Below are 24,505 nucleotides of genomic sequence, written 5' to 3'. Positions count from 1 at the left end.
TTTAACGATCGAATTTATCCTTGAAAGAACACCACCAACCGCATATTGTTTGTTAAAATCGCGCCAGTACTTTCTCCGATACCGTCTGCCCGATGGACAAAGACGATGTGGCGGCCGGCGAAGGGGCGTTCACTACGTTGATTGCCTTGTCAGTTTCGAGAATGGCAAAGTCATCCAGCAGCCCACCGGTCCGGTCGCAGGCTTGCGCCCGGACTCCCGCACCGCCGTCTTCGAGGTCAGCTTCCTGCACATCAGGAATCAATTCCTGCAGCGCTTTGGTAAAAGCTGACTTTGAGAAGGAGCGGTACATCTCGCCTAACCCTGTCTGCCAGTATCTGGCGGCTACTTTCTGAAACCCTGGCCAGGATAATGTCTCGAACAGTTCTTTCAGGTTGACATCCGATTTGGCATAGCCTTCGCGTTGAAAGGCTAATACGGCGTTTGGACCCGCTTCTACTCCGCCGTGAATCATGCGGGTAAAGTGAACGCCCAAAAAGGGGAAGTTCGGGTCGGGAACTGGGTAAATCAGGTTCTTAACCAAGTACTGTTTTTCGGGCCGGATCTTGTAATACTCGCCCCGGAAGGGAACAATACGGACATCGACCGTTTCGCGCTGGGTTAGCTGAGCGATTTTATCTGAATACAGTCCAGCGCAATTAACAACCAGTTTGGTCTCGTAGCGGCCTTTGTTCGTAACAACAATGCTCAGGCTAGTGCCGGGTGTTACCTGCTCAACCCGTTCCGCCAGCCGGATTTCACCACCCAATGCTTGAAACTTCTCCGCGTATTTTTCGGAAACATGCTTATAATCAATGATGCCGGTTTGCGGTACAAACATGCCAGCAACGCCATTTACGTACGGCTCAATCTCGCGCATTTCCGCCAGCGACAGTTTTTTCAGGCCGGTGAGTCCGTTCTGGTGTCCACGTTCGTACAACGTGTCTAACTGCGGAAGCTCCTCTTGCTTGGTGGCTACCACAATCTTGCCGCACAGATCATACGGGATACCTTCGGCATTGCAGAAATCGAGCAGCATGTGATAGCCCCGAATGCAGTTGGTGGCTTTGAGGCTGCCCGGTTTATAATACAAACCGGAGTGGATAACCCCGCTGTTGTGGCCGGTTTGGTGGCGAGCAACTGCGGGCTCTTTCTCAATAAGAATAATGTCAAGTTGCGGCCGTTGCTGTTTGAGCTGCAAAGCAGTGGCTAAGCCAACAATGCCCCCGCCAATAATTACTACGTCTGTCATGGCTATTACCTATGCGACCGCACTCTGTCGTGAATACTCGAATCTGTCGGCGTTTTAACCGGTAGCATTAAGTACGATCTACTTTGCAAAGGTACGCCGGAACCGGCGTTCATAAACAAAAACGAGCGCAACGAATCATCGCTGCGCTCTCTCCTCTAGCTGTCTGCCGCAAAACGTTCCGGGTCTTGTGCTACAATAACTCTGTACAGCAGTACTTGTTGTTTACTTGTTAGCCTAAAGACTGTGAATTTGTCCGAAAAACGATGGATTCGGATGAGTGGCCGATTTGGAATACAAGCGGTTTATTGAAGCTGCCCTTCGATCCAGTCCAAACCCCGTCCGTACAAGGCACTGGCGAAGCTGACGCGGTTATTGAAATCGGGATCAGACGTTTTGCCCTCGTTCATATACTGCCGCACAAGGCGGGCATTTTCGGTCGCTGATGGCTGTTCGTAGTGTATCTCGCTTTCGGTGCGAAAGGCGGAAAAAGCAGGCGTGTCGCCTTCAAAATGCTGGTAGAACAAATGACCTCTGGGGGTACGAACGGCACAGAGAATGCCGGTAGCCCGGCTGGTTGATGGGGTTAAGCTGCCTTCCAGCCCCCGTTTAAGGACGATCACGGCATCGAAGCCCGCCAGCATAGCCAACTCGGCCATTTTCATCTGATACGTAATGTGGAACACCGACGTAACGAGAATACGGGCATGGCAGGGATTCAGCACTTTTTCCAGCGTGGCCAGGAACGGGCGCTTCAATAAAGTTCGCCGACGATCGACCCATTGATTGAGGGCAGGCGATAGCGCTTTCTGATCAAGTACCCAGCCGTAATTTTCCAGCGGGGTATCCAGCTCGTGGTTGCTTTGCAGGAACTGACACCCCAGGTGCATGTATAAGTCCAGCGCATTCAGCGCAAACTTAGGCCCCCCCGACCGCCCAACGACCGAAACGGCCCCGTAACCTCGTTTCTGAAATAGCTGTGCCAGCAGTGGGGTAATGAGGTAGCTGTTCTCAACACCATCAAACGGCTCCGCGATCTGAACCAGTGGTCGATCGGCGCAACTGATGGGACCAAAGCCGGGCGAGAAGGTCGCTTCGGCGGCCCGCATGAGGCCGTGATACTCTTCGTTTGTTTCATGGCGAACCCGCATGATGCTGGCTGCCAGCCCCCGAAAGGTTTCGCAGTCGCCCTCCCCGAACAGGTAATCGCCAAGCTGGTGCGCTTCGCTAATCTGTAAATTATGCCCACGTACCAGTTTCGTGGCAATGGGGTGCAGACGAACCGGCAAATCGGGGCAAACTTTATTGATAAAAAACGTAGCGTGGCCGAATGCGCCTTTTCCAATAACCTCTTCGAGCGTTTTCTCTTCCGGCGTAGGACCTTTGGCAATCAAGGCACCCAGGAATGCCCCTCGTTGAAGCGGATGCGCAGCGGGATCGAGTAAAGCCTCGCGGCATTCGGCAAGTAGGTCGGGAGGCAAGGGTTTGCTACCATATTTACCAATACCAATATGCTTGATGCCCCGGCCAAGTGGTGTATCGGCGGGCGCGTCTAAAGTGAGGCTGACAGCAGACATGGTTAGAAAGAGGAGTGTCTATAAAAGTATATAAAAAAGAACAACCTACTTATGCTTCTCCTTACCGATATCAGGAAGCTGAGCGTTTTAAACAATAGGGCTCCTGGCTCAATTACTGATAAAGCGTTTAGAACACATTATTTTTGAGAAAACTTAACCAGAGTATTCATGGCAGAACGCATTAGCTATGGCAAAACGTGGTGGGGACAGCAGTGGCTTCAGGCATTAACCAATATTGATGAAGATAACCGCCTGCCGCGTGGAAAAACCTACGCTAACAAAGGGGCTGTACAAGCTTTAAAAATAGATAACAACCAAATCAGCGCGTCGGTTAAGGGTACCAAGCCGCGACCCTATAAAGTTAAGCTAACGGTACCTTTGTTCACGGAGCAGGAACGTAACTGGCTCGTGGCTGAAATCAGCGAAAACCCGGCGGTGCTGGCCAGGCTGCTGAATCGTCAGTTGCCTGAGGAGTTGGTCGAATTTGCGCAGGAGCGAGGGATTCGGTTGTTTCCGCGGTCGTTTGAAGACCTCGGCATGGGCTGCTCTTGCCCCGATTACGCCATTCCCTGCAAACATTTAGCGGCCGTTGTGTACGTGATTGCCAACGAAATCGACCGCAATCCGTTTCTGGTGTTTCTGCTTAAAGGGTTAGACATTCTGGAGGAGTTGAAAAGCCAGCAGGCCGACCTGCTGAGTGGCGGTATGGAAACGGTGTTGCCCCTGCAGGGTCTGGGCACCGAAGACCTGCCCGACGATGAGGATTGGGTACCCGATGAAGCGGCTCGTGCCCAGCTCGATTTCGCTATCATTCCCCCCTTGGCCGAGCAACTTCTCAACCTGCTTCAACCCGAAACAACGTTTACCAAGAGCGACTTCCTAAAATCACTAACCAGAGCCTACGGCCTGTTCGGCAAACCCGTTGACGAAAAAATGGCCAGACGTATCATTCCCGTGAACGGACGACAGGCCAGGCCGAACGAAGATATCCAGCACCCCGATCTTAGCGACAGTATAGAGTTGCAGCTGGACGAACTGATGGAAATTAAAAAGGTCGGCGTGTTCACGGAGCATGGTGAACAACGGTCTTTTTCAGACTATGACCTTCCCGAATTAGTGGATTGGCTTGATACGTTGACCGAGTCCGATTTTGCCGAAATGAGCGATTCGGTACGTGGGCTGTACCTGGCGCGTCAGTTTTCTGCCGCTTTGTTACGTCGGGGAGCCGTAGTTCCTCAACTGCTGCTGGTAGGGGCGAAAGAAGACCAGTATCGGGTACGTTGGCTACCGGCGACGCTCAACGAAGCGGTACGTCAGCAAACCGATCTGCTGGCGGCTCAGCTGCCCCCGTTGCTTTTGACCCTGCGCTGGCAGAAGGAATGGCTGGCGTTTCCGGGCCGGGAGCAGGCGCTTATGCTGTGTTCGCTACTGATGCGGCCCACTATTCACAAGGCCACGGTTGAACTTTGGGAACGCTGGCCGCTCGAAGATGCCGACCGGCTTTTCTTCGGCGTTGAAACCGTTCGGTTTGAGGGCTACGGAAAGCGGGAGATGCCGCTGGCCATGCAGCTCTGGCTCAACGATTTCTTTCTAACGCACAAACGCTTTGTGCCAATCCTGGCCGTTGAAGACAGTGAGTTAGGCGACGAATTTCGGGTTAGTCTGCTCATTCGCGATAACGAAGCCCAGTCTGCTTCCGTTGTTGATGCAACCAGAAAATCCGCTCGAACGGCAAAGAAATCAGCTCCTGCGCCTTCGGTGGCACCACCAATTCCATTACGGGAGATACTGACCGAGCGTCAGCATGCGAGCATTCGTATGGCGGTATTGCAGGATTTACTGGTGTTGTCACGGCATTTTCCCGACCTGGCGCAGCTCACCAAAAGCGATGGCGCATCCCGGCCGGAGTATCTGGTTTATAAACCCGACGATTTTGTTAAAGTGCTGCTCGATACGTTGCCCCAGATGCAACTATTGGGTATTTCGCTGCTGCTTCCGAAATCACTACGTCATTGGGTGCGCCCATCGGCGGGCGGGCGGCTGCGTACAAAAGCCAAGGTTACGGCGAATAACGCCTTTATGCGCCTGGACGATATGCTGACTTTCGACTGGCAGGTAGCACTGGGTGAGGAGATGGTAAGCGTAAAGGAATTTCAGAAGCTGGTCAATAACTCAACGGGCCTAGTCAAGATCAAGGATCAGTATGTGTTGGTTGATCCTAACGAACTAACGAAGCTGTATAAACAACTCGAAACCCCGCCCGAGCTGACGGGAGCCGAGATGATACGGGCGGCCTTATCGGAGGAGTACAAAGGCGGACGACTGGGTTTATCGGAAGATGTGCGCGAGGTGATCCGGCAGTTTACGGATGCCGACGCCCAGCCCCTGCCCGACGCCTTGAACGCTAGTCTTCGACCGTATCAGCACCGGGGTTACGACTGGCTTGTTAAAAATACCGCGCTCGGCATGGGGAGCCTGCTGGCCGACGATATGGGGCTTGGTAAAACCTTGCAGGTCATCGCCCTGCTGCTCAAGTTTAAACAGGAGGGCCGCTTTGAGAAACAGAAAGGTCTGGTCGTGATGCCTACCACGCTGCTGACGAACTGGCAGAAGGAAATCGCCAAGTTTGCGCCCGACCTACGTCCTCATATTTACCACGGACCCAGCCGCAAATTACCTGAAGGCAAAAAAGCAGACGGCTACGACCTGTTGCTGACTACGTATGGTGTGGTCCGTTCCGATCTGGAAAAGTTGAAAAAAACGACCTGGGCTACAGTCATTATCGATGAAGCGCAGAACATCAAAAACGCCGATACCGAACAGACCAAGGCCGTCAAAGCCCTGAAAGCGCCTATTCGAATTGCACTCAGTGGCACGCCCGTAGAGAACCGATTGTCGGAGTTCTGGAGCATCATGGACTTTGTGAACAAAGGGTATCTGGGCGGATTGACCAAGTTTAACGAAGAGTTCGGTAAACCCATTCAACAGGAGCGTGACCGCCAGCGGCTCGACCAGTTCCGGCGCGTCACGAGCCCCTTCCTGCTCCGACGCGTTAAGACGGATAAAACCATCATCAGCGATCTGCCCGATAAAATTGAAAATAATCAGTTCTGTTCGCTGACACCCGAGCAAACGGCGCTGTATGAAAGCGTAGTGCAGGAAAGCATTCGGGCCATTGAAGACAAAGATGGCATCGCCCGGCGTGGGTTGGTGCTGAAACTGATGACCGCGCTGAAGCAGATCGGTAATCACCCCCATCAGTACCTCAAGGAGGGAAATGCAAACCCCGCGCTGTCGGGCAAGGCCACCTTGCTGCTAAATCTGCTTGAAACTGTCTATGCCAACCACGAGAAGGTTTTGATCTTTACCCAGTACCATGAAATGGGTGTGTTGCTGCAGCAGTTCATTCAGCAGCAGTTTGGCCAGGAACCCTTATTTCTGCACGGAGGAACTTCTCGTCCCGACCGCGACCGGATGGTGGATCAGTTCCAGAAGAACCGTTCTGACCATACCTTCATTCTGTCCTTAAAAGCCGGTGGTACAGGGCTGAACCTGACGCAGGCGAATCACGTCATTCACTACGACCTCTGGTGGAACCCCGCCGTTGAAGCACAAGCCACTGATCGCGCGTTCCGGATTGGTCAGACCAAGAACGTACTGGTGTACCGCCTGATGAACCAGGGAACACTGGAAGAGAAAATTGACGCGATGATACGTAGTAAAAAAGAACTGGCCGACCTCAGCGTCAAGACCGGCGAAACCTGGCTGGGCGATCTCAACGATGACGAGTTGAAGGAATTGGTATCATTGGGCTAATTAAACGGAGGTTTTGGTGGACGGTGATCGGGTAGGAGGGAAGGGGCTGGAAACGGCCCTTTTTTGTTCAATAAACCCGTTCAGTTTAATGGTTCAGCGGTTTGACGCAGGTCATGCGCTTACTGAAGCGACAACAGCAGATAGGATAGAACTGAACTCCTGTTTTAAATAAACTCAGGTGTTCCACAAACTAAGTTTAATCTACAAGTTCTTCCTAAGTTGTATGGAATACCGTAAGACAATACATCTAGAAAGGATAGTCGCTCTCTTATTTCTCAAGATGTATGTTTCAACAGTACTGTAGAAGTGCCTGGTGTACGCTTAGAAGACAGGGGTCCCACAGACTTCTGGCCACGCTTCGAACCCTAGCCTTTTTTTTTCTACTCTGGCCATCGGCGGCCTTACTGGCCCAGACCAAACCTGCTTCAAACCAAGCGTGGCTTAACGAGTATGATGAATGTCAGGATTATGGTGAGGTCTACGTGGTCAAAAAGATTATCAAAAAGTGCCGTTCCTACCAAACCTTTCTGACCGATAAAAATGGGCGAAAATTGACTCCCGCTTACCGCGACATTGGGGAGTTTGAAGAAGGGCTCGCTGAGTTTGTGCCCATGACTCTCGATCTGCAAGGACATGGACTACACGGTTTTATCAATAAAAAAGGCAGGGTCATCATCGAACCCAACTACATTGCCACTGACCGGTTCCGTAATGGCAAAACCTGGGTCATTTATCCAGCCGGCACCCATTATGGGCTTTCCTATATCGATCAGCGGGGAAAGGAGTTGTATAGAATCCCCATCCAGCACTACGTAAGAGACTACCTGATCAACGAATCGACCCTTGATTACACGTGTAACCATGACACCAAGGAAGATGTGCTGTGGTGGCGACAGGGCGAATACTTTATCCTTAACTTCAATTTTACTCCCTTTGTCACCGAGCAGATTCAGCATGCCAAACACGTCACTCCGTTTAAATACCAGGGTAAATTTGGTATCATCGACCCCGATTTGGTGCTAAAAGTCCCGGTGGCGCTGGATGCGATTGATGTCGACTACACCTATTCGGGCCAGGGCCTGCAACGGGTACGGTACGGCGAAAAGTACGGCTATGTGAGTCCGATAACGGGTGAACTGATTGTTCCCTTTGCCTGTACCGATACGCGCAAGCCAACCAACGGACTGTTCTGGGTGAAGAAAAATGGGAAATGGGGCTGTATTGACAAAACCGGCCAGCTGCGTATTCCTCATCTGTACGATGAAGCGACCGGTTTTACGGCCGAGGATCGATCCGCTGTAGCCATAGACGGTAAATTCGGCCATATCGATAAGTCGGGAAAGGTGCGCACTCCGTTGACCTATGATTTTGCCTCCTATTACCAGCATGGCCTCTCGATGGTCCGGATGAAGGACAAATATGGCTTTATTGATACGAGTAGTCGTTTGATTATCCCACTCATCTACGATGAAGCATTTCCCTTTGATCAGCCGACGACGCGGGTTGAGCGCTACTGGCTTCGGTACGATCTCTCGCTAGATGGCAGGGAGCAATTTGTGGGCTTCTCTTATAAGCTGAGCGCTGTGTTGATTATTATTGGCCTACTGCTCTTTATTTGGCTCAACAGTATGTTTCGTAGGGTAATCAGCCAGTTTAGACCCGTGCAGTAAAAGGTCTTGAACGGTTACTGACATAAGTAAGGGACTTGTGTGTCAAGAAATTTAACGGACGTCTTATTAGATCAATCCACACGATTAAATAGATTTTGGGGAGAGTTGCAGGCCCTATTACGTATCATCCTTTTCGGTAACTTCTTGAAGCTTAGGTCCCAGCTTTTTGCAGGAAAGCCGCAATTTCCATGCCCCAGGCGATGCCAATATGAATCAATAAGCCGCCCCAGATGCTGCGGGTACTCAGGGCTAACACGCCCAATAAGTAGCCACCAAACAGCGAAGAAACAGCTTCACCGAGCGGTCGGCCGAAGTGAATAGCGCAGTACCAGATGATCATGGGCAATACGGCTCCTCGACCAAGAACCCGACTCATCCCAATAACCAGAAAACCCCGGAAAAGAAGCTCGGTCGGTACGAAATCCCAGCCGTAGCAAAGCTCATACACCAACGCCGTTACCCATTCAGGTACGCCGAAAAATTCGTTGGCGTTCGTATCATGGTACGTTGGATAGGAAGCCAGAAAATCGGGCTGAAACGAAGCAATCGTGATGAGTGGGATCATCAGGCCCAGCAGCACTACGTATAAAATCAAGCCCTTACGCTTGGGGGCCATGCCGTAAAAGTTACTCGGATGTTTGTCGACCCACTTATAAAATACGTACAGGGGTAGTACAATAGTCAAGACCGATTGCAGATTGTGCAGGCAGTAGTAAGCAAACACATAAATCTGCCCATCGAATATCTGACGACTCAATTCATTGTGCGCAGAGAATCCGGCATAGATTGAGTAACAAATCAGCGCGATTCCACTACGTAGCCAAAACTCGCGGTTACGCCAGATGTCGGGCCGACGACGGAAATGCGTCCAAAGCCAGACGCTTACGTAATAAGCGGTGGCATACAGCAGGAAATAAAGCACCGGCCAGCGGGGATCGCCCTGAAAGCTGTCGATATACGAATCCTCCAGATCAAGGTAATAATTGACGGAAAGGAGCAGGACGGCCCATAGGGCGACACCTGCATACAGATCAGGCCGAAAGTCGGTGCGAAGATGGTCGCGCAGATCACGCCAAAGGGCTATCACGAAGAAACGGTGGATTTAAGAGTTTAGTCTGGTAAAAATAAGAGGGTCTTCGTTACTAAGCGAAGACCCCCGTGCGTACTTGTATTAAACGTATCGAAAACTGACGAAAGGCTTAGAAACCCTCGCGTTCCTCTTCCTTGTCTTTCTTCTTTTCAACGGGTTTGGGAGTTTCTTTCGCTACTTTCGGTGCTGCAGGTTTAGCCGCAGCAGGCACTGCACCCGCCTTTGTCTTCTTGCCACCTTTGGCCTTCGCATCAGGTTTGGCCGCATCCGTAACAGTAGCCGCTGCTGGCTCTTCCGGACTGTCGGCTGGCTCGACTGTTTCGTCGTTCGGGTCAGTTTTAGGTTCCGTAGTAGTCGCAACGGTTGGTTTGGGCTGGGCTTTCGGACGTGGGGCTGATTTCGCTTTCGTTTTGTACTGATCCAGGTACCGATCCACAAACTGCTCTTTTTCGTCGGCTGTGGCGGCTACAACCTGTACCGTCGCTTTGCCGCTGTTCTTGGACCCTGCCAGCAACCGGTCGTTGATCTCCTGCTCCGACGTAACAATGGCTAACTCGCCCAGTGCCCCCGGTCCATTTCCCGGTTTGTAGTCGTAAAACACCCATACGTCGGGCGAAGCTTCCAGGTAGATGCTCGCTTCGTCGCCATTCGCTGACTTCCGGATCTCGACAAAACCATCCATCTGCGCGTTGACATCGGCGGACATGATGTTCGAAACGCCCAGACGGCCAATACTGTAGAAGGCGTTGTATTTCTCAGACCAACGTAAATTGGTGTTGGCCAGCACGAGCATAGCGTTCAGCTTCGGCGAAGCCTGGTTGAGTGGTACGTGCTGGTTTTGGGCTTTAACGCGATACGCATCGACGGCTTGCTGACCGATAAGCGGTAATAGCTTGTCGGATAATCGGTTCAGATCGTCGTCGGCCGCTTCATCATTTTTCTCGTCCTGGTTGGTGGTGATCAGCTTACTGGCAATGGACGTATTGATAGCCTCCGGCGTTGGGAACGTGAACGCCAGCAGCGTATTCATCCGGTACAGGCTGCTATCAATATTAATCCGGGCCGAACCAGCGGCCAACAGGAACTGATTCGGTGCGGCATTCAGCAAATTGAACTGGCCTTTGTACGTCATCAGGCCGCGCGCATCGTTGAAGGTAAATGCGTTCTCTACCTCAATCGCCCCACTATCAGCCTGAGCAGCGCTGTCGGCTACTGCCGATGCCTGATCGCTAGCGCCGGAGGTAATCCGGTACACCTTGCCTTTTTCGTCGTAGCGCATAATTCCCGTAGCCATGAACAGATCATCGTCCTTCGGGTCTTCTTTGGGCGACAGAAACGTTGGATACAATCCCGCATTGCCCAGGCGGAAGTGGATACCGGCCACGAGTGGCTGGCCACCTTCGTTCTTTAAATTCTTATCTACCTTTACCTCCAGCCGTTCGGCTACTTTCTCTTTGAACGGAATCCAGCCACTGACCAGATCTCGCCGTTTTTTCAACGCGGGTCGGATAAACCCATCCAGGGCCAGATCTTTATCGGGAGCCTGCATTACAATACCACCCTTGTATTGCATTTTAGGTGCCAACTGTAAGTTATCATCCTCATCGACTTCGGCACGCGCTATCGTGAAGTACGTCGTTGCTGGTTTCTGAGCGGCATTCCGTTTGCTGCGGGCGGGCTTCTTCGTATCCGCAGTGAGCGTCGCGGGGGCAGAGGCTGGCGCTTCCTTCAATTCAAAGCTACCCATCTTGATGCTGGCCGTATCGCCTTTCGCGGTTGGAAACAGATACGTAGCATCGCCCGCAAAACGAGTTCTCGATACCACCTGAATGTTGCCGGTCTTAAGCTTGTGAAAGAGACTGATGGTATCCAGCTCCAGCCGGGCATTCTTAAGCGCGAGCATCTCCCCGTTCCGCTTGATGGTCACCACGCCTTTGTCCGGATAAATTCGCGCATCGGCGGACGTAACGTAAGGGACCCCACTGATGTTAAGCGCCATTTTCTCTACGTCGTAGATCGCTGCTGAACCGTTGAACGTAAGACCTTCCTGCTCCTCAGACGTAGCCGTGAAGGTAGAAGTCTTAACGTCGCCTTTCATGGCAATTGTTTTGGCGTTTACGTTCCACTGCGCCCGGTTGATGCTGGTCTTGTAAGCCGCAAACGGGAACTCCATCGTTGAGCCAAGGGTATCATCAATACTTTGGGTTTTATTGATCGCCAAACCAACGATGCCTTTTGTCTGGTTGAAGTCGACGTCAATGGCATTGCCGACCAAAATGGGTTTTCCGGCCTCTTTGTCGGAGACGATCTTAAACTGAGCGTTATCGGCAACAAACCCTTCTTTATTGAACTTGATGCTCTTCGAGATGGCTTCAGAATCTTTCCGACGTAACGTACCGTTGCCGAACAGGCCCGACGAACGCATTACTAAACCACCTTCGAGGTTTGTTGTGGCGTTGTAGAAGTTGAAATTATTTTTCTGAGTGGTAATGACCATGCTGTCGGCTTTAGGCCACCACTTCATGCTGAAATTGTTGAGCTGTACCTGCGGAAAATACGCTTTACCAACCAGCCCTTCCTTGATTTCGCCTTTCTCGCCCGAGGCTACCAGCGAGTCCGGCATGAACAGCATACCCTGCGTGTTGAGACTGGCGGTCAGGTGATTCAAAACGCCCTCGGCCCGCAACCCGTTTTTGTCCATAACCAGATCGCCCGTAAACTTCACGTTTGACTTACTACTGTACACCGGATAGCCCGTGGGCGGAGCCTTATGTACGAAGCCCAATGTGTTGTCGGGCATGGTCTTCAGCTCTGCCTTGAAGGGGGGAAAGATGCCATCGGAATAAAACGTACCCATAAAGGAGATGTCTCCCTTACCCAGGCTATCATTATCAATCGCCGGAATCTTGAAATATACCTTCTGGTTGTACGTCTTATCACCTCGCACGGGCTGGTTGAAGTAAACCGTCATCCCCTGCGGCATTACCAGGCGTTGCGTCGTTTTTTTACCGGCAATACGTCCCGACTTGTTATCGGCGCTGCCTAAGAAAACCGTTCCGGGATTTTCGTATTTGATGTCGCCCCCTACTTCGCCTTCTTTACCCTGAGCCGCCAGCTTCTGCGATGAGAACGTAATCGAGTCGATCCGGTTCAGGCTCATGGCAAACTTATCGTAGTCGAACTTCAGGTCGCGGCCGGCGTACCGTAGCGTTCCGGCCTTGAGCTGACCGTTCAGCGTAAAAGCGCGTCCCTTACCTACCCGTAACGTTTTGTCGGATGGAATTCCAAATACCTTGAGCGAATCAGAAAGTACGAACTGATTAACCCCACGAATGGTCAGGATCTTGTCGTCGAGGTTGATGGTTGCGTTTTTGGTGCTGTCGTTAGAGGCAAAAATCGATTGCACCTGGAAGTTGTCGTAATCGCGTTTCTGCGCATACGCTAACACATACAACGCACCTTTGCGACTGAGCCGCATTATTCCCGTTTTCGGCTCGCGATCGAGGTAGCCTTCCAGCACCATTCGGTTCAGCGAACCCCGTAACGCTGATGCATTCACCTTTACCGATTGCGTAATGTCGTCTTCCGAAAACGTCTGCTGCTTTTTCGTAGTGACATAATTGGCAACAATCTGTAGCGGGTGAAAACCGTAGTCGACCGTCAAATCCGCGTAACGCTGGGGGTGAAAATAATCGAAGGATTCAAAGCGCACGGGCACTTCGCGTTTCGCGCCAACTTGGTAAAAATCGACCTTGCGCCGGGGCAAATCCCACCGCATGACTTCGGGCAGAATGTAAAACTTGTGGTAAGAGTCGGCATACGGAACGCGAGCATATTCGGTGCGGTCGAAGCGGTTGAGCCAGGCCACTCGCTGCGCTTTGTCGAACCGGAACTGAACAGCCGGGTGCGTGATCGAATCGGTGTCGACATACCCCACGAACGAAGCCGATGGCGCTGAAATAGTTGAATCCCGGAAGTCGAACCGGCGGCCGGACGCTTTAAAGATCGGTTTGCCATTCTGCTTCACGGTTAACAGCGCCGGTTGTCCGCTGGCCGATGAGCCCACCATCTGCACGCCAGCCAGCGCCAGGCCGCCCTGATACTCGACATCTGCGCCTAAGCCCGGCATTTTTACATCGTTCTGCCAGGACATAAAACGCGGATAGGTCGCTGGGCCACTTTTCTTCTTACTAACGTACTCAAATACGCCTTTAATGGGTTTCGATGAGGCTCCAGACCCTTCGTATGTTAACGTTACGTCGTCGGCGGACAGGCGCGGGGTCATCGTCGTGAACGCGTATTCACTCAGAGTTACAAAAATGTCGGGTCGACCGGCCAGCTCCCAGGTAAACTTTCCGCCTTTCCCTACAAACACGCCGTCTTTGATCATCAGATCCCCACTCGTATTGGACAGTACGGCCGAATCGCCATTGGCGACCATCGTCAGAGAGACGTCCTTTACCGTAATGACCGCGCCCGCCACCGACGGGATAGGACGACGCTGGGGAACGAACTGAACCCCGAGCGGACGCGACTTGCCCGAGTCGCCGGGGACAGGATCATCCCATCCATCGAAGCGCGAACGTTCATTCGCGGCTTTAATGGCGGCTAGCGAGTCCGCCGTAGAAATAGTTTGCGAAGCCGGAGAGCCGACAGATTGAGTATTGGCTCCGTCAACGTATCGAAACTGGAACGAGCCGCCGAGCGCGTAGAGCTTGTTGTAGTTGCTGGCATAGAATTCGCGTCGTTCCAGAAACCGCCGGAGCGTTTCCAGCGTACGGGCAAAGGTTCTCGTATCGCTTGTTTCAAAAAGCTTTTCGGCTACCGTCAGCAACCCGTCGATGTCGGTCGACTGCTGCGTACTGATCGCGTGAAACAAGGACTCGTAGAACGGCGCAAAATGCGTAGCCGCCTGAAGCCGTTTCTGGTTCATCTTGCGGCTCAAGGCCATCACGCGCTCCTGCTGCGGAGTCGACAGGCGATTTTCGGACCACAACGACTGAAGATTGGTACCCGACCGCACGGCCGCTGGCCCACCGGTAGCCATCAGTTTCTGCACATCGGTGATAAACTGGTCTGATTTGTCAGAAAGTTTAACGGCCTGGCCTAATGAAGATGACACCGCCAATGAGGTTACCAATGCTATAAGCGACATTCTTAACCCCCACCTTCGCGTCAGCCTATACAGCGGCAAATAGGATACGTATACTCGTTGCATGTTCTTTGTTGTTAATCAATCCAGACAGACGGGACAAAGCGGTCAATGCCTATTCAGTTAAGTTCGCAAACAGAATCGATGTCCAGTCATTCCTGATCAAGGTTCGTACCGGAGTAAGGCCGACATCAACCGCTTTTTGTTGAATATCAACCGCGTCCTGCTCATAAAACCCGCTCACCAACAGAAAACCGTTGGTGTTCAATAACGTAACGTAGGTCGGTATCTCTGCGAGCAATACGTTTCGGTTTATGTTCGCCAGTATTACGTCGAACCGACTGGTCGATTCAACATCGGCAATGGTACCCTGAAAAACGTCAACTTCGGGGCAACCGTTTAGGCCTGCATTCTCACGGGCATTTTCTACGGCCCATTCTTCAATGTCAAACGCCAGCGCTGATCGGGCTCCCATCTTAACGGCCAGAATGGCTAGTATGCCCGTTCCGCTGCCGACGTCTAAAACAGTTTTGCCTTCGACATCGAGACCAAGTTGCTGTTCGAGCATCATGGCCGTTGTTTCGTGGTGGCCCGTACCAAACGACATCTTGGGATTGATGACGATGTCATAACGAAACCGGGCGTCCAATGGATGAAAGGACGCCCGGACCCGGACCTGGTTCGCTACTTCAATCGGCTCATATTCGCGCTCCCACTCAGCATTCCAGTTTCGTTTCTCTAACGAACTGACTTCATAGGCTATTGCAGTTTGGTCCGCGTATTTAGCGACTAATTCGTTGAGGCTGTCCTGATTGAAATCAGGCTCTGTTATGTAGGCGTTCAGACCCTCATCTGTTTCCACGAAGGATTCATACCCAAGCTCGGCCAGCTCGGCAGTAAGAATATCAGCATAATCGGGCGACAGGTGCAGTTGCAGTTCAATGTAGTTCATACCTCAAAGTAACGAAAAACCGCAGGGCTATGCTCGTTTGTCAAACGATAACTAGCTTGATTGGCCAGGCTCCTTCGGATAACGGGCGAATATGTACGACCAGGTTACGGTATAACTTCAACACCGCACGGAATGCATCGATTGTATCAAACCTTCCTAACCGGATCGCTTTCCTAAGCTTTTGGTGGTAGGTCTGGGCCGCTTTTTGTTAACGGGTGTGTAAGGAATCGTGTGCTTCTTTAAAATTCGCTCCTGCTCTTTCTGACCCGTTTCTGTTTTCCGGGGCTGATGAAGCTTAACGCGAGCCACTCGCCCTGTCACCGCGATGTCGATGATAGGAGCGGGGTAATCGATGCCGACATGGAAATTGTACATGTCCTGTTCCAACGGCGGCATCGTCCAGGGTTCGTGGATGTAAGCGGTTGGGCAATTGGCTAGTTCGGGAATCCATTGGTTAATGAAAACGCCCTCCGGGTCGTGGTCCTGCGATTGCTTGACGGGATTATAAATACGTACTGTATTGGTTCCTGTCATGCCGGACTGCATCTGAATCTGAGCGTAGTGAATACCCGGTTCGAAGTCGGTGTAGATACGGGCCATGTGCAGCGCACCCTCTTTCCAGTGTTGAAGTAAGTGGTGGCTGAGAAATGACATCAGCATCGCCCGCATCCGAAAATTGATGTAACCCGTTGCCGTCAGGCAGCGCATGCAGGCATCGGCCATCGGATAGCCGGTGTGGCCATCGCGCCAGGCTGCATACTGCTCAAAATTAGTGCTCTTCTGTAACGCATCGAAAGCGCGGTTTACGTTCTCAAATTCCATCCGGTCCTCGTTCTCAAACTTCTGTATGAAATGGCAGTGCCAGCGCAGTCGCGATGCAAACGCACTGAACTGCCGGCCCAGACCGGGTACAGGTGGCTTTTTGGCCGCTTGCATCTGTGCCTGATACACCTGGCGAATGCTCAGACAACCCCAGGCAATGTAAGGTGATAGTCGGCTGCATCCGCGCCGACTATCGAGCGGTTTGGAAATTGATTTCGCGTAAAAGGCAATCCGATCCGTCAGGAAGCTATGCATATACCGATGAGCGTTATGCTCACCACCGGGCTGAAATAAAGTGTTTGGAACAGACCAGTTAATGGGTAGCGGTTCGCCTTTTTGCTGCTCATACCAACTCGTATCAAGAGCTGCGGGCTGCCAGCGCGTTAAATCCGGATGTTCCTGCGGTGCCCGCATGGTACGCTGCCACTCATCAGCCCAGGTGTCGCGGTTCTTCAACCGGCGGATGACCCCATTCGACTGAAACTCCTGCCAGTTGATATCGTTTTCCTGGCAGAAAGCAGCTACCGCTTTATCACGTTCATACGTAACGCGTAACCCCGTCTCTTCGTACGAGAAGATAGTGTTAATAGCTAACTGAACATGCAGGGCTTTAAATACGTCCGTGACTTCCCGCTGAAATACCCAAACCGTTGGTTGCCCGTTTAAATCAGGTCCTACAGGTTCATCATCGAACATAAACGGAAGCCACTCATGAGACAAAGAACTTGGTTGAACGACCGCAACTTGATCCGTTAAAGCAGATAACTGTTGATTGAGATCGGCCAGACACTCGGTTACAAACCGCCAGTGCCGCAGGTCGTAGTTTGGATCAGCTATCACCGACGGTTCAAAGCAATACACTACCAATAGTGGCTTGCCGGCCTGAATGGCGGCTTGCAAAGGCGCATGGTCCCGTAGGCGCAGGTCCCGTTTAAACCAAAGAACATTTATTGCCTGTCGTGATTCCATTTGTATAGTGCTGTGGCTGGACAACAGAAAGCCCTTGTGCCTTACATTTGTTTTTACAATGGACAGTTGAATACCGTCAACTTAGTTAAAACGAACAGCCCGTGAAAAACGCGTTTCTGATTATTGATACTCAATATGATTTTTGCCACCCCAATGGTGCCCTGTTTGTGCCCGGTGCTGACCAAGACGTCGATCGCATGGCCAACCTCATCCGTCAGCATACCGATCACATTGACCACATTGTAGTGACGCTCGATACGCACCATTTGCTTGACATTGCCCATCCCCTGTTCTGGCAGGATGCCACTGGTAACCACCCCGCTCCCTTTACCCAGATTACAGCCGAAGACGTAGACCAGGGTCGCTGGATTCCTCGCTTTGCGGCCGAAAAGGCACAGCAATACGTCCGGGATCTGGAAGCCGGCGGGCAGTTTCAACACTTTATCTGGCCAGAGCATTGCCTGATCGGATCGCGCGGGGCAGCTCTGCACGATACGTTGCTGGCGGCACTCAAAGATTGGTCACGGCAGCGCGAGCTTGACTACGTAGCGGTTCCGAAAGGCTTACATCCATTATCGGAGCACTTCGGTATTTTCAGAGCGCAGGTGCCCGATCCAAACGTGCCCGAGACTCAATTAAATGAGCCGTTGATTGCGGATCTGGATCGATTTGATACCATTTATCTGATGGGCGAAGCAAAGTCGCACTGTGTGGCCAACAGTTTGAAGCAGATACTGGACTTTGCTCCGCAACTTGTGCCGAAGGTCATCGTTGTTACTGATTGCACATCCGACGTAACAGGCCTGGGTCATCTGGCCGATCCGATTTACACCGAAGCGCGGGCCAGACAAGTGCGTTTCGTGGAGTCGAAGGCAATGTTCCATTAAAAAGCCGTACCTTTTTGGCCGTATGGAAAAGACGCTGCCCCTGTTCCCACTGAACCTGATAGTCTATCCTGGTGAGGATCTGAACCTGCATATCTTCGAGCCGCGATACCGCCAGCTCATTACCGAATGTCTGGACGAAGAGCGCACGTTCGGCATTCCGGCCTTTATCAATAACAAGCTGCCCGGATACGGTACCGAAATGCACGTAACGACCCTGCATAAACGCTATGAGGACGGCCGGATGGATATAAAGACGAAAGGCATAAGCGTTTTTCGGCTGGTAAACTTCGAAAATCCGGTTTCGGGTAAGCTGTACGCCGGTGGTGAAGTTGAGTTAGTGGAGCCCGGCGATAGCTACAGCGCCCACGCATCGGCCCTGACCGAGCGGCTGGAACGCTTATACAAGCTGTTGCAGATTGAGACCGACTACAAACCGAGCGTGAAAAACTTTTCCTACCGCGTTGCCCACAAAGTCGGTTTATCTATGGAGCAGGAATACGAGCTCCTGACGATCGAAACCGAAGCCGAACGGCAGCTTTTCCTGATTCAGCACCTCAACAACGTATTGCCGGTGGTATCGGACATGGAGCGCACGAAGCAGCGAATCCGTATGAACGGTCATTTCAAAAACCTTGATCCGCTCAATTTCTAAAGAGTGAAAAAGCGAATGAGTGAAAGAGTGATTATTTACTGGTTTAGTCACCCATTCGCTCATTCACTCTTTAAATCAGTCTTTCTCATCTATTTCACCAATCTTTTTGGCGCGTCGCGGTAGCTGCTCGGCTAGCTCCTGTAAATTTTTTATGGGTGGCCGTGGTTTTTCGGCTTCTCCCAGTAAGAAGCCATAGGGCTTCATGGACTCGACCGAGTCGAATATTACCTTTAATATGGCCGTCATAGGTAAGGCCAGGACCAGACCGGGTAGTCCCCATACGTTCTCCCACAAAAGCAGAACAATAATAGCGGCCAGTGGATTGATGCTGACTTTAGAACCGACAATGTATGGCGTAATGAAATTGCCTTCCAGCGTCTGTACGAACAGAAATACGCCAATAACTCCCAGCGCTTTCAAGGGATTATCGTCGGTTACAAGGGCGTAAGCAGCTGGTAAGAGTGAACCAAGCGAAATGCCAAAATAAGGAATAAGCACCAGACAGGCCCCGAAAAAGCCGAAGAATACGGCATAGTCAATGCCTAAAATAAGCAGTCCTACCGTCATCAGCGTACCAATGATCAGAATAACCACAAATAAACCCGCCAGGTAATCCTTGACCACCATGTAGATGCCCTGTAAGACCGCATCTATTTTCGACCGGCGGGTGTTCACAAATACTTTATAGAAGAACGACCGGAAAAAGTCACGGTACAGCAGAAAAAAGAAGATGAACAGCAACACCAGAAATACGTCCGTTAACGTACTGGTTGTAGCCAGCAAAGTCGAGGTAAGAATCGTCCCACCTTCGGATATGGCTTGATTCAAGTATTTACGAACTTCGGTTACCTGTCTCTTTCGGTCGATATTCAGGTGCTCGTCGGCATACGTCTGAATTTGATTCAGGTAGTTGTTTCCCCGCTCGATGAGTTGGGGCAGCACTTCCGAAAAACTGCTGATCTGCATAGAAACGGCATACAGAATGCCGACGATGACGGCCAGCGTCAGAATCAGGCATATAATAATTGCCAGGACACGGGGCAGACGCCAATTCTCGAGCCGCCGGGCTAGTGGAAACAGCAGCACCGCAAACAAAATGGCAAATACCAGCGGAATCAACAACCCCTGGAGGGCGTGTAAACCATAGATGATAATGACCAATGAAAGCAGAATGCAAACCAGTTTAGCGTAGGGGGGGAGTTGAATCTCCGGTGCGCGAGTGTCCATAATGTCGGATAAACATCGTTAATGCCGTTATCGTTATTTTCTTGACAGGTTTAGCAAAAAAACAGCAAGTACCGGATCAGGCCGATTTTACTAAGGAGTCCACTAAAATTGGCCTGTAAATTGTTCGTTATCAGGACTTCGTAAACGATAAAATTGGCGTTGGGCGCTGTTAAATTTTTGTTAAGTATGCAGTATGTAAGCGTAACGTTCTGGATAAGCCGCGTAACTTCGGGCAACCTGCCGAAAAAAGCAGAATGTTCTCACCAACTCCGCTTCGTATGAGTGCTGCTAAAGCTGCTCAACCATTGCACCGCATTTTAGTCGTAGACGACGACGCAGACATCGTCGAAATGCTCGAATACAACCTGACAAAGGAAGGATATGACGTTCGAACCGCAACCGATGGCCGTAAAGCCATCGATGTGGCCCGGACGTATCTGCCCGAACTGGTCGTATTGGACATCATGATGCCGCATCTGGATGGCATCGAAGCCGGTCGACAACTGCGCGATATTCCCGAGTTACGTCAGACGTATATACTTTACCTGACTGCCCGCTCGGAAGAGTATTCTGAAGTGGCTGCTTTTGACGTGGGTGCCGACGATTACATTACCAAGCCCATTAAGCCAAGGGCGCTGATGAGCCGCATCAATGCGCTGTTCCGGCGCGAGGCTCAGAAATCTGATCCCGGTGAACAGATTACCGTGGCTGACCTCGTTATCAACCGCAAAAACTACTCCGTTACGCAGGCCGACAAATCGGTTATTCTGCCGAAAAAAGAATTCGAACTCTTATTTTTCCTCGCGCAGTACCCCAACAAAGTATTCAGCCGCGAAGAACTGCTCCAGAAAATATGGGGGGCCGACATCTACGTACTCGAACGCACCGTAGACGTGCACATCCGTAAGCTCCGCGAAAAAATCGGCGATACCCACATTAGAACCCTCAAAGGCGTAGGGTATATGTTTACGGACCAAAATGAATGAGCCAGTGCGTGAAAGAGCGAATGCGTGAATTAATTTTAGGATACGTTTTGCGTTTGAGCGCTCTTTTCGCTCTTTCACCGCACCGGTGTCCCGGTCATTCGCTAATTCATTAAATGTCTTTAAGTCCCCGTATTATTGCGCTGCTGCTGGCGTGCCTGATTTCGGCGCTAACGCTTGCTTTCCTGACGTTTGTTGAAGGGGTTACGAACAACATGTTGTTTGTGGTAGGAATCTCGTCGTTTGTCATCTCCTTTTTTCTGGTTTTATACGCCATCGAACTACTCGTGTTTCGGGAGGTAAACAAAATGTATAAAACCATTCACAAACTCAAGATTCGCGATTTCAACATCTCCCGGAAATCGATCATCAAGAACAACAACCCCTTTAAAAAGCTGAATGACGAAATCTTCGTGTACGTCGCCAAAAAGCAGAAAGAGATCGATGAGCTAAAGCGCCTGGAGCAGTTTCGGCGTGAGTTTCTGGCCGACGTATCGCACGAGCTGAAAACGCCCATTTTTGCCGCACAGGGGTTTATTCACACGCTTATCGACGGTGCGGTTGACGATGAACAGGTTCGGGATAAGTTTTTGTCAAAAGCGGCCAAAAGTCTCGATGGACTCGATGCGCTGGTGAAAGATCTGGTAGCCCTGTCGCAGCTTGAAACGGGTGAAGTGAAAATGAGCTTTGAGCGAGTTGATCTGATTCACGTAACGCAGGAAATATTCGACCAGCTCGAAAAAATAGCCCACGTTAAAGACACATCCTTGAAAATGCGTGTCGATCGGCCCGGTCCATTCTGGGTAAAGGCCGACCCGCAGCGAATTGCGCAGGTTATGACCAATCTGGTGGAGAACGGGATTAAATACGGAAATGAGAACGGTCGGGTCGTGGTTAGTCTTGAAGAAGACAAAAAGCATGTGCTGGTTTCCGTCCGAGACGATGGCCCCGGTATTCCGCCTGAGCACTTAAGCCGGATCTTCGAGCGCTTTTACCGGGTTGAGAAGAGCCGCTCTAAAGATCGGGGTGGTACGGGCCTCGGGCTGGCCATTGTGAAGCATATTCTGAATGCGCACCGGACCAAAATAACCGTCATGAGCAAACTGGAGAAAGGAACAACCTTCCGGTTTAAGCTGGACAAACTGGAATAGACCTATTGCCGCCTGTTAGTCATGTCTGATCCGCTGGTCAAATTAATCGCTTGAGCACAAACGCAGCGACAATCACCTGACCGCTTCGCCGGACGAGTAACGTAACCTCGCGGCCCTCTCCTTTTTGCAGAATTTTATAAATGTCGCTAATGGTAAGGTCGCTGGTGGAGCTATTGTTCACAAACAATACTTCATCGCCTTCCTGCAAACCCGCCAGATCCGCGGGGGAGTTCTCAATAATTTTGTCGACGTAATAGTTTCGGAACCGTTCGCCTTTCGCCCGCAGTTCGAGCCCGCTCATGTCGTGCTCGAAGCTTTCGCGCATCAACCGCTTAACGGGTTTCAGCACTACGTACTTCTCCGGATAATTGAACGTAACGTGAAACCGACGCAGCAGCTCACAACCTACGTTGCCCTGCCGCTCGGGCATGTCGACGAGTTTCATCCCAAAGGCCATGCTATCCGGAAAAGAGGCCAGGATGTTGTCCAGCTCATACCGGCCAAAGCGAATCTTCTGGATGCGCCCCATACTGCCGTGGATAATGCCGTTCAGCCCACGTCCAAGCTGAGCCCGGATGCTTTTCTCGGGCAATGGCATGGCGGCCGTACTCCGCGATCGGTCGAGCAACAGCGCATGACCGGCTCCTGTATCGAGCACCACCCGAAGGGGAAGCGTTTTTTCGCCGTCGAAAACGGATAAAGCGTCGGTATAAGCCTTGGTATCCTGAATCGTGATCGGGTACCGATCCCCTTTACGTTTGCGATAGTGGTACTTCTTTGGCTGCATCAGCAGAATCTCCCGACGCTGAAAGTCAATATTGACAACAAAATTCGCGAAGATATCGTACCCAAAAATGCCATGTACGGGCGTCCCAACATACTCCGATAACTTCAGAATATCTTCGTCCAGAATAACCAGGTTATGGTGAGCGGCCCGCAGGCCACCCGTGCTCAGGTAATTATCGACCGATACCGAAGCTGTTAAGCTACCACCTTCACCCGCCCCGGCTAATTTGACTTTCCGCCCTAACGTAACAGGACTCTTTTTGAAAGCCTTGGGATCGGTAATAATTGTGTTGCTGACACCCGTATCCAGAATGAACTGAAGGGTATCGGAGTCATTAACCTTAACGGGAACAATAATCAGATTTGAGTGGAGCTGGAAGGGAATACGCGTCCACGATCGGTTACCAGCCAGAAAAAAGCCATAACGCTCCCGGTCTGGTGTGCGCTGGTGGTTATCCCCTCGCGTTACCAGACAGGTACATAATAGGCCAAAAGCCAAAACCAGCGTTTTCATGTAAAGTAGTATTACATTGAATGTACGTATTATTTTATAAAAATAACACAAAAAAACCTCCGCCGGTTTATAGTCTTTTTAAACGGTCGTTTACAGGGAGTACCGTAGCGGAAAAATTAGCGGAAACGCAATCAGGTGCTTCCGCCGAAAAGCTCTAATTTCGCCCGCAATTGATAAACAAGGAATTCGCTTGTTTGATTGAGAATCTGATTATGACCACTTTATTAATCTGTCATGCGTAAAAAAATTGTTGCCGGTAACTGGAAAATGAACAAGACCTTTGAAGAAGCACAGGCGCTGCTTTCGGAGGTTGTCAATATGGTAAAAGATGAAGTTACGGGAGATGTCGAGGTCGTGCTTTGTCCGCCCGCCTTATATCTGACCATGTCGCGTCAGTACGTAACACCAGGTGGTAAGATTTCGCTTGGGGCTCAGAACTGCCATGAAAAAGCATCGGGTGCCTATACTGGCGAAATTTCGGCCCCCATGCTCCAGTCGATCGGTGTTGATTACGTAATACTGGGTCACAGTGAACGTCGGCAGTATTTCGGCGAAACCAATTCGCAGCTGGCGGAGAAAGTTAATATCGTACTGGAAACGGGCCTGAAACCAATCTTCTGCTGCGGTGAATCACGCGATCTGCGGGAGAACGGCGATTACGTTGGGTTCGTAAAAGACCAGCTTACCGAGAGCCTGTTTCATTTGTCAGCCGAGCAGTTCGCGAACGTTGTGATTGCCTATGAGCCGATCTGGGCCATCGGAACGGGGCTAACCGCTACGTCGGGTCAGGCGCAGGACATGCACTTTGAACTACGTCAGCACATTGCCAGCCAGTATGGCGATACCGTAGCGCAGGACACCACGATTCTGTACGGAGGAAGTGCCAACGAAAAAAATGCCGTTGAACTGTTCTCGCAACCCGATGTCGATGGTGGCTTGATTGGTGGAGCCTCGCTCAAATCGCGGGAGTTCACCAACGTAATAAAAGCCAACGTATAATCAACGATACGT

Annotated in this window: 15 protein-coding genes; 7 read left to right on the top strand and 8 right to left on the bottom strand. The window is 51.2% G+C overall.

Annotated features, from left to right (window positions below):
* Positions 1 to 52 precede the first annotated feature (52 nt).
* Together lhgO and ACYVBJ_RS01445 are read right to left on the bottom strand one after the other, a co-directional pair.
* Positions 53 to 1,249: an L-2-hydroxyglutarate oxidase gene (gene lhgO / locus ACYVBJ_RS01450; protein WP_460980524.1), complete on the bottom strand. Its 1,197-nt coding sequence runs from the start codon at positions 1,247 to 1,249 to the stop codon at positions 53 to 55.
* Between the two features lie 302 nt (positions 1,250 to 1,551).
* Entirely contained in the window at positions 1,552 to 2,823 is a 1,272-nt protein-coding gene (locus ACYVBJ_RS01445) for an anthranilate phosphoribosyltransferase (protein ID WP_460980523.1), read from the bottom strand.
* A gap of 168 nt (positions 2,824 to 2,991) precedes the next feature.
* Between ACYVBJ_RS01445 and ACYVBJ_RS01440 the strand changes: the two genes are divergently transcribed.
* Together ACYVBJ_RS01440 and ACYVBJ_RS01435 are read left to right on the top strand one after the other, a co-directional pair.
* Complete coding sequence (locus ACYVBJ_RS01440; RefSeq protein WP_460980522.1) at positions 2,992 to 6,639, top strand: SNF2-related protein; 3,648 nt, start codon at positions 2,992 to 2,994, stop codon at positions 6,637 to 6,639.
* A 482-nt stretch (positions 6,640 to 7,121) separates the two neighbouring features.
* Positions 7,122 to 8,309, top strand: coding sequence for a WG repeat-containing protein (locus tag ACYVBJ_RS01435; RefSeq protein WP_460980521.1), 1,188 nt, complete (start codon positions 7,122 to 7,124; stop codon positions 8,307 to 8,309).
* A gap of 151 nt (positions 8,310 to 8,460) precedes the next feature.
* Here ACYVBJ_RS01435 and ACYVBJ_RS01430 read toward each other — a convergent pair whose 3' ends face one another.
* The 4 genes from ACYVBJ_RS01430 to ACYVBJ_RS01415 form a co-directional block, all read right to left on the bottom strand.
* On the bottom strand, positions 8,461 to 9,396 hold the full coding sequence (locus tag ACYVBJ_RS01430) for a CPBP family intramembrane glutamic endopeptidase (protein WP_460980520.1): 936 nt from the start codon (positions 9,394 to 9,396) through the stop codon (positions 8,461 to 8,463).
* Between the two features lie 112 nt (positions 9,397 to 9,508).
* Positions 9,509 to 14,554, bottom strand: a complete 5,046-nt coding sequence (locus ACYVBJ_RS01425; protein WP_460980519.1) for a hypothetical protein — start codon at positions 14,552 to 14,554, stop codon at positions 9,509 to 9,511.
* A 112-nt stretch (positions 14,555 to 14,666) separates the two neighbouring features.
* Positions 14,667 to 15,503 (bottom strand): 50S ribosomal protein L11 methyltransferase, encoded by an 837-nt coding sequence (gene prmA / locus ACYVBJ_RS01420; protein WP_460980518.1) that lies wholly within the window; start codon positions 15,501 to 15,503, stop codon positions 14,667 to 14,669.
* A gap of 156 nt (positions 15,504 to 15,659) precedes the next feature.
* Positions 15,660 to 17,294 (bottom strand): cryptochrome/deoxyribodipyrimidine photo-lyase family protein, encoded by a 1,635-nt coding sequence (locus ACYVBJ_RS01415; protein WP_460980517.1) that lies wholly within the window; start codon positions 17,292 to 17,294, stop codon positions 15,660 to 15,662.
* Positions 17,295 to 17,395: 101 nt separating this feature from the next.
* Between ACYVBJ_RS01415 and ACYVBJ_RS01410 the strand changes: the two genes are divergently transcribed.
* Both ACYVBJ_RS01410 and ACYVBJ_RS01405 read left to right on the top strand, forming a co-directional pair.
* On the top strand, positions 17,396 to 18,181 hold the full coding sequence (locus ACYVBJ_RS01410) for a cysteine hydrolase family protein (protein ID WP_460980516.1): 786 nt from the start codon (positions 17,396 to 17,398) through the stop codon (positions 18,179 to 18,181).
* Positions 18,182 to 18,203: 22 nt separating this feature from the next.
* Positions 18,204 to 18,833: an LON peptidase substrate-binding domain-containing protein gene (locus ACYVBJ_RS01405; protein WP_460980515.1), complete on the top strand. Its 630-nt coding sequence runs from the start codon at positions 18,204 to 18,206 to the stop codon at positions 18,831 to 18,833.
* Positions 18,834 to 18,908: 75 nt separating this feature from the next.
* On the opposite strand, the gene ACYVBJ_RS01400 is transcribed toward ACYVBJ_RS01405, so the two are convergent.
* Entirely contained in the window at positions 18,909 to 20,060 is a 1,152-nt protein-coding gene (locus tag ACYVBJ_RS01400; protein WP_460980514.1) for an AI-2E family transporter, read from the bottom strand.
* A gap of 278 nt (positions 20,061 to 20,338) precedes the next feature.
* On the opposite strand from ACYVBJ_RS01400, the gene ACYVBJ_RS01395 reads away from it, so the two are divergent.
* On the top strand, positions 20,339 to 21,046 hold the full coding sequence (locus ACYVBJ_RS01395; RefSeq protein ID WP_460980513.1) for a response regulator: 708 nt from the start codon (positions 20,339 to 20,341) through the stop codon (positions 21,044 to 21,046).
* 113 nt (positions 21,047 to 21,159) lie between these two features.
* On the top strand, positions 21,160 to 22,194 hold the full coding sequence (locus tag ACYVBJ_RS01390; RefSeq protein WP_460980512.1) for a sensor histidine kinase: 1,035 nt from the start codon (positions 21,160 to 21,162) through the stop codon (positions 22,192 to 22,194).
* Positions 22,195 to 22,231: 37 nt separating this feature from the next.
* Here the strand turns inward: ACYVBJ_RS01390 and ACYVBJ_RS01385 are convergent, their stop codons facing one another.
* Positions 22,232 to 23,494 (bottom strand): retropepsin-like aspartic protease, encoded by a 1,263-nt coding sequence (locus ACYVBJ_RS01385; protein WP_460980511.1) that lies wholly within the window; start codon positions 23,492 to 23,494, stop codon positions 22,232 to 22,234.
* Positions 23,495 to 23,728: 234 nt separating this feature from the next.
* Between ACYVBJ_RS01385 and tpiA the strand changes: the two genes are divergently transcribed.
* Entirely contained in the window at positions 23,729 to 24,493 is a 765-nt protein-coding gene (tpiA, locus tag ACYVBJ_RS01380; RefSeq protein ID WP_460980510.1) for a triose-phosphate isomerase, read from the top strand.
* Positions 24,494 to 24,505 lie beyond the last annotated feature (12 nt).

It is taken from the genome of Spirosoma fluminis, from assembly GCF_054778895.1.
Note: the sequence above shows the minus strand (reverse complement) of the source record. Positions and strands in the feature narration are given on the sequence as shown.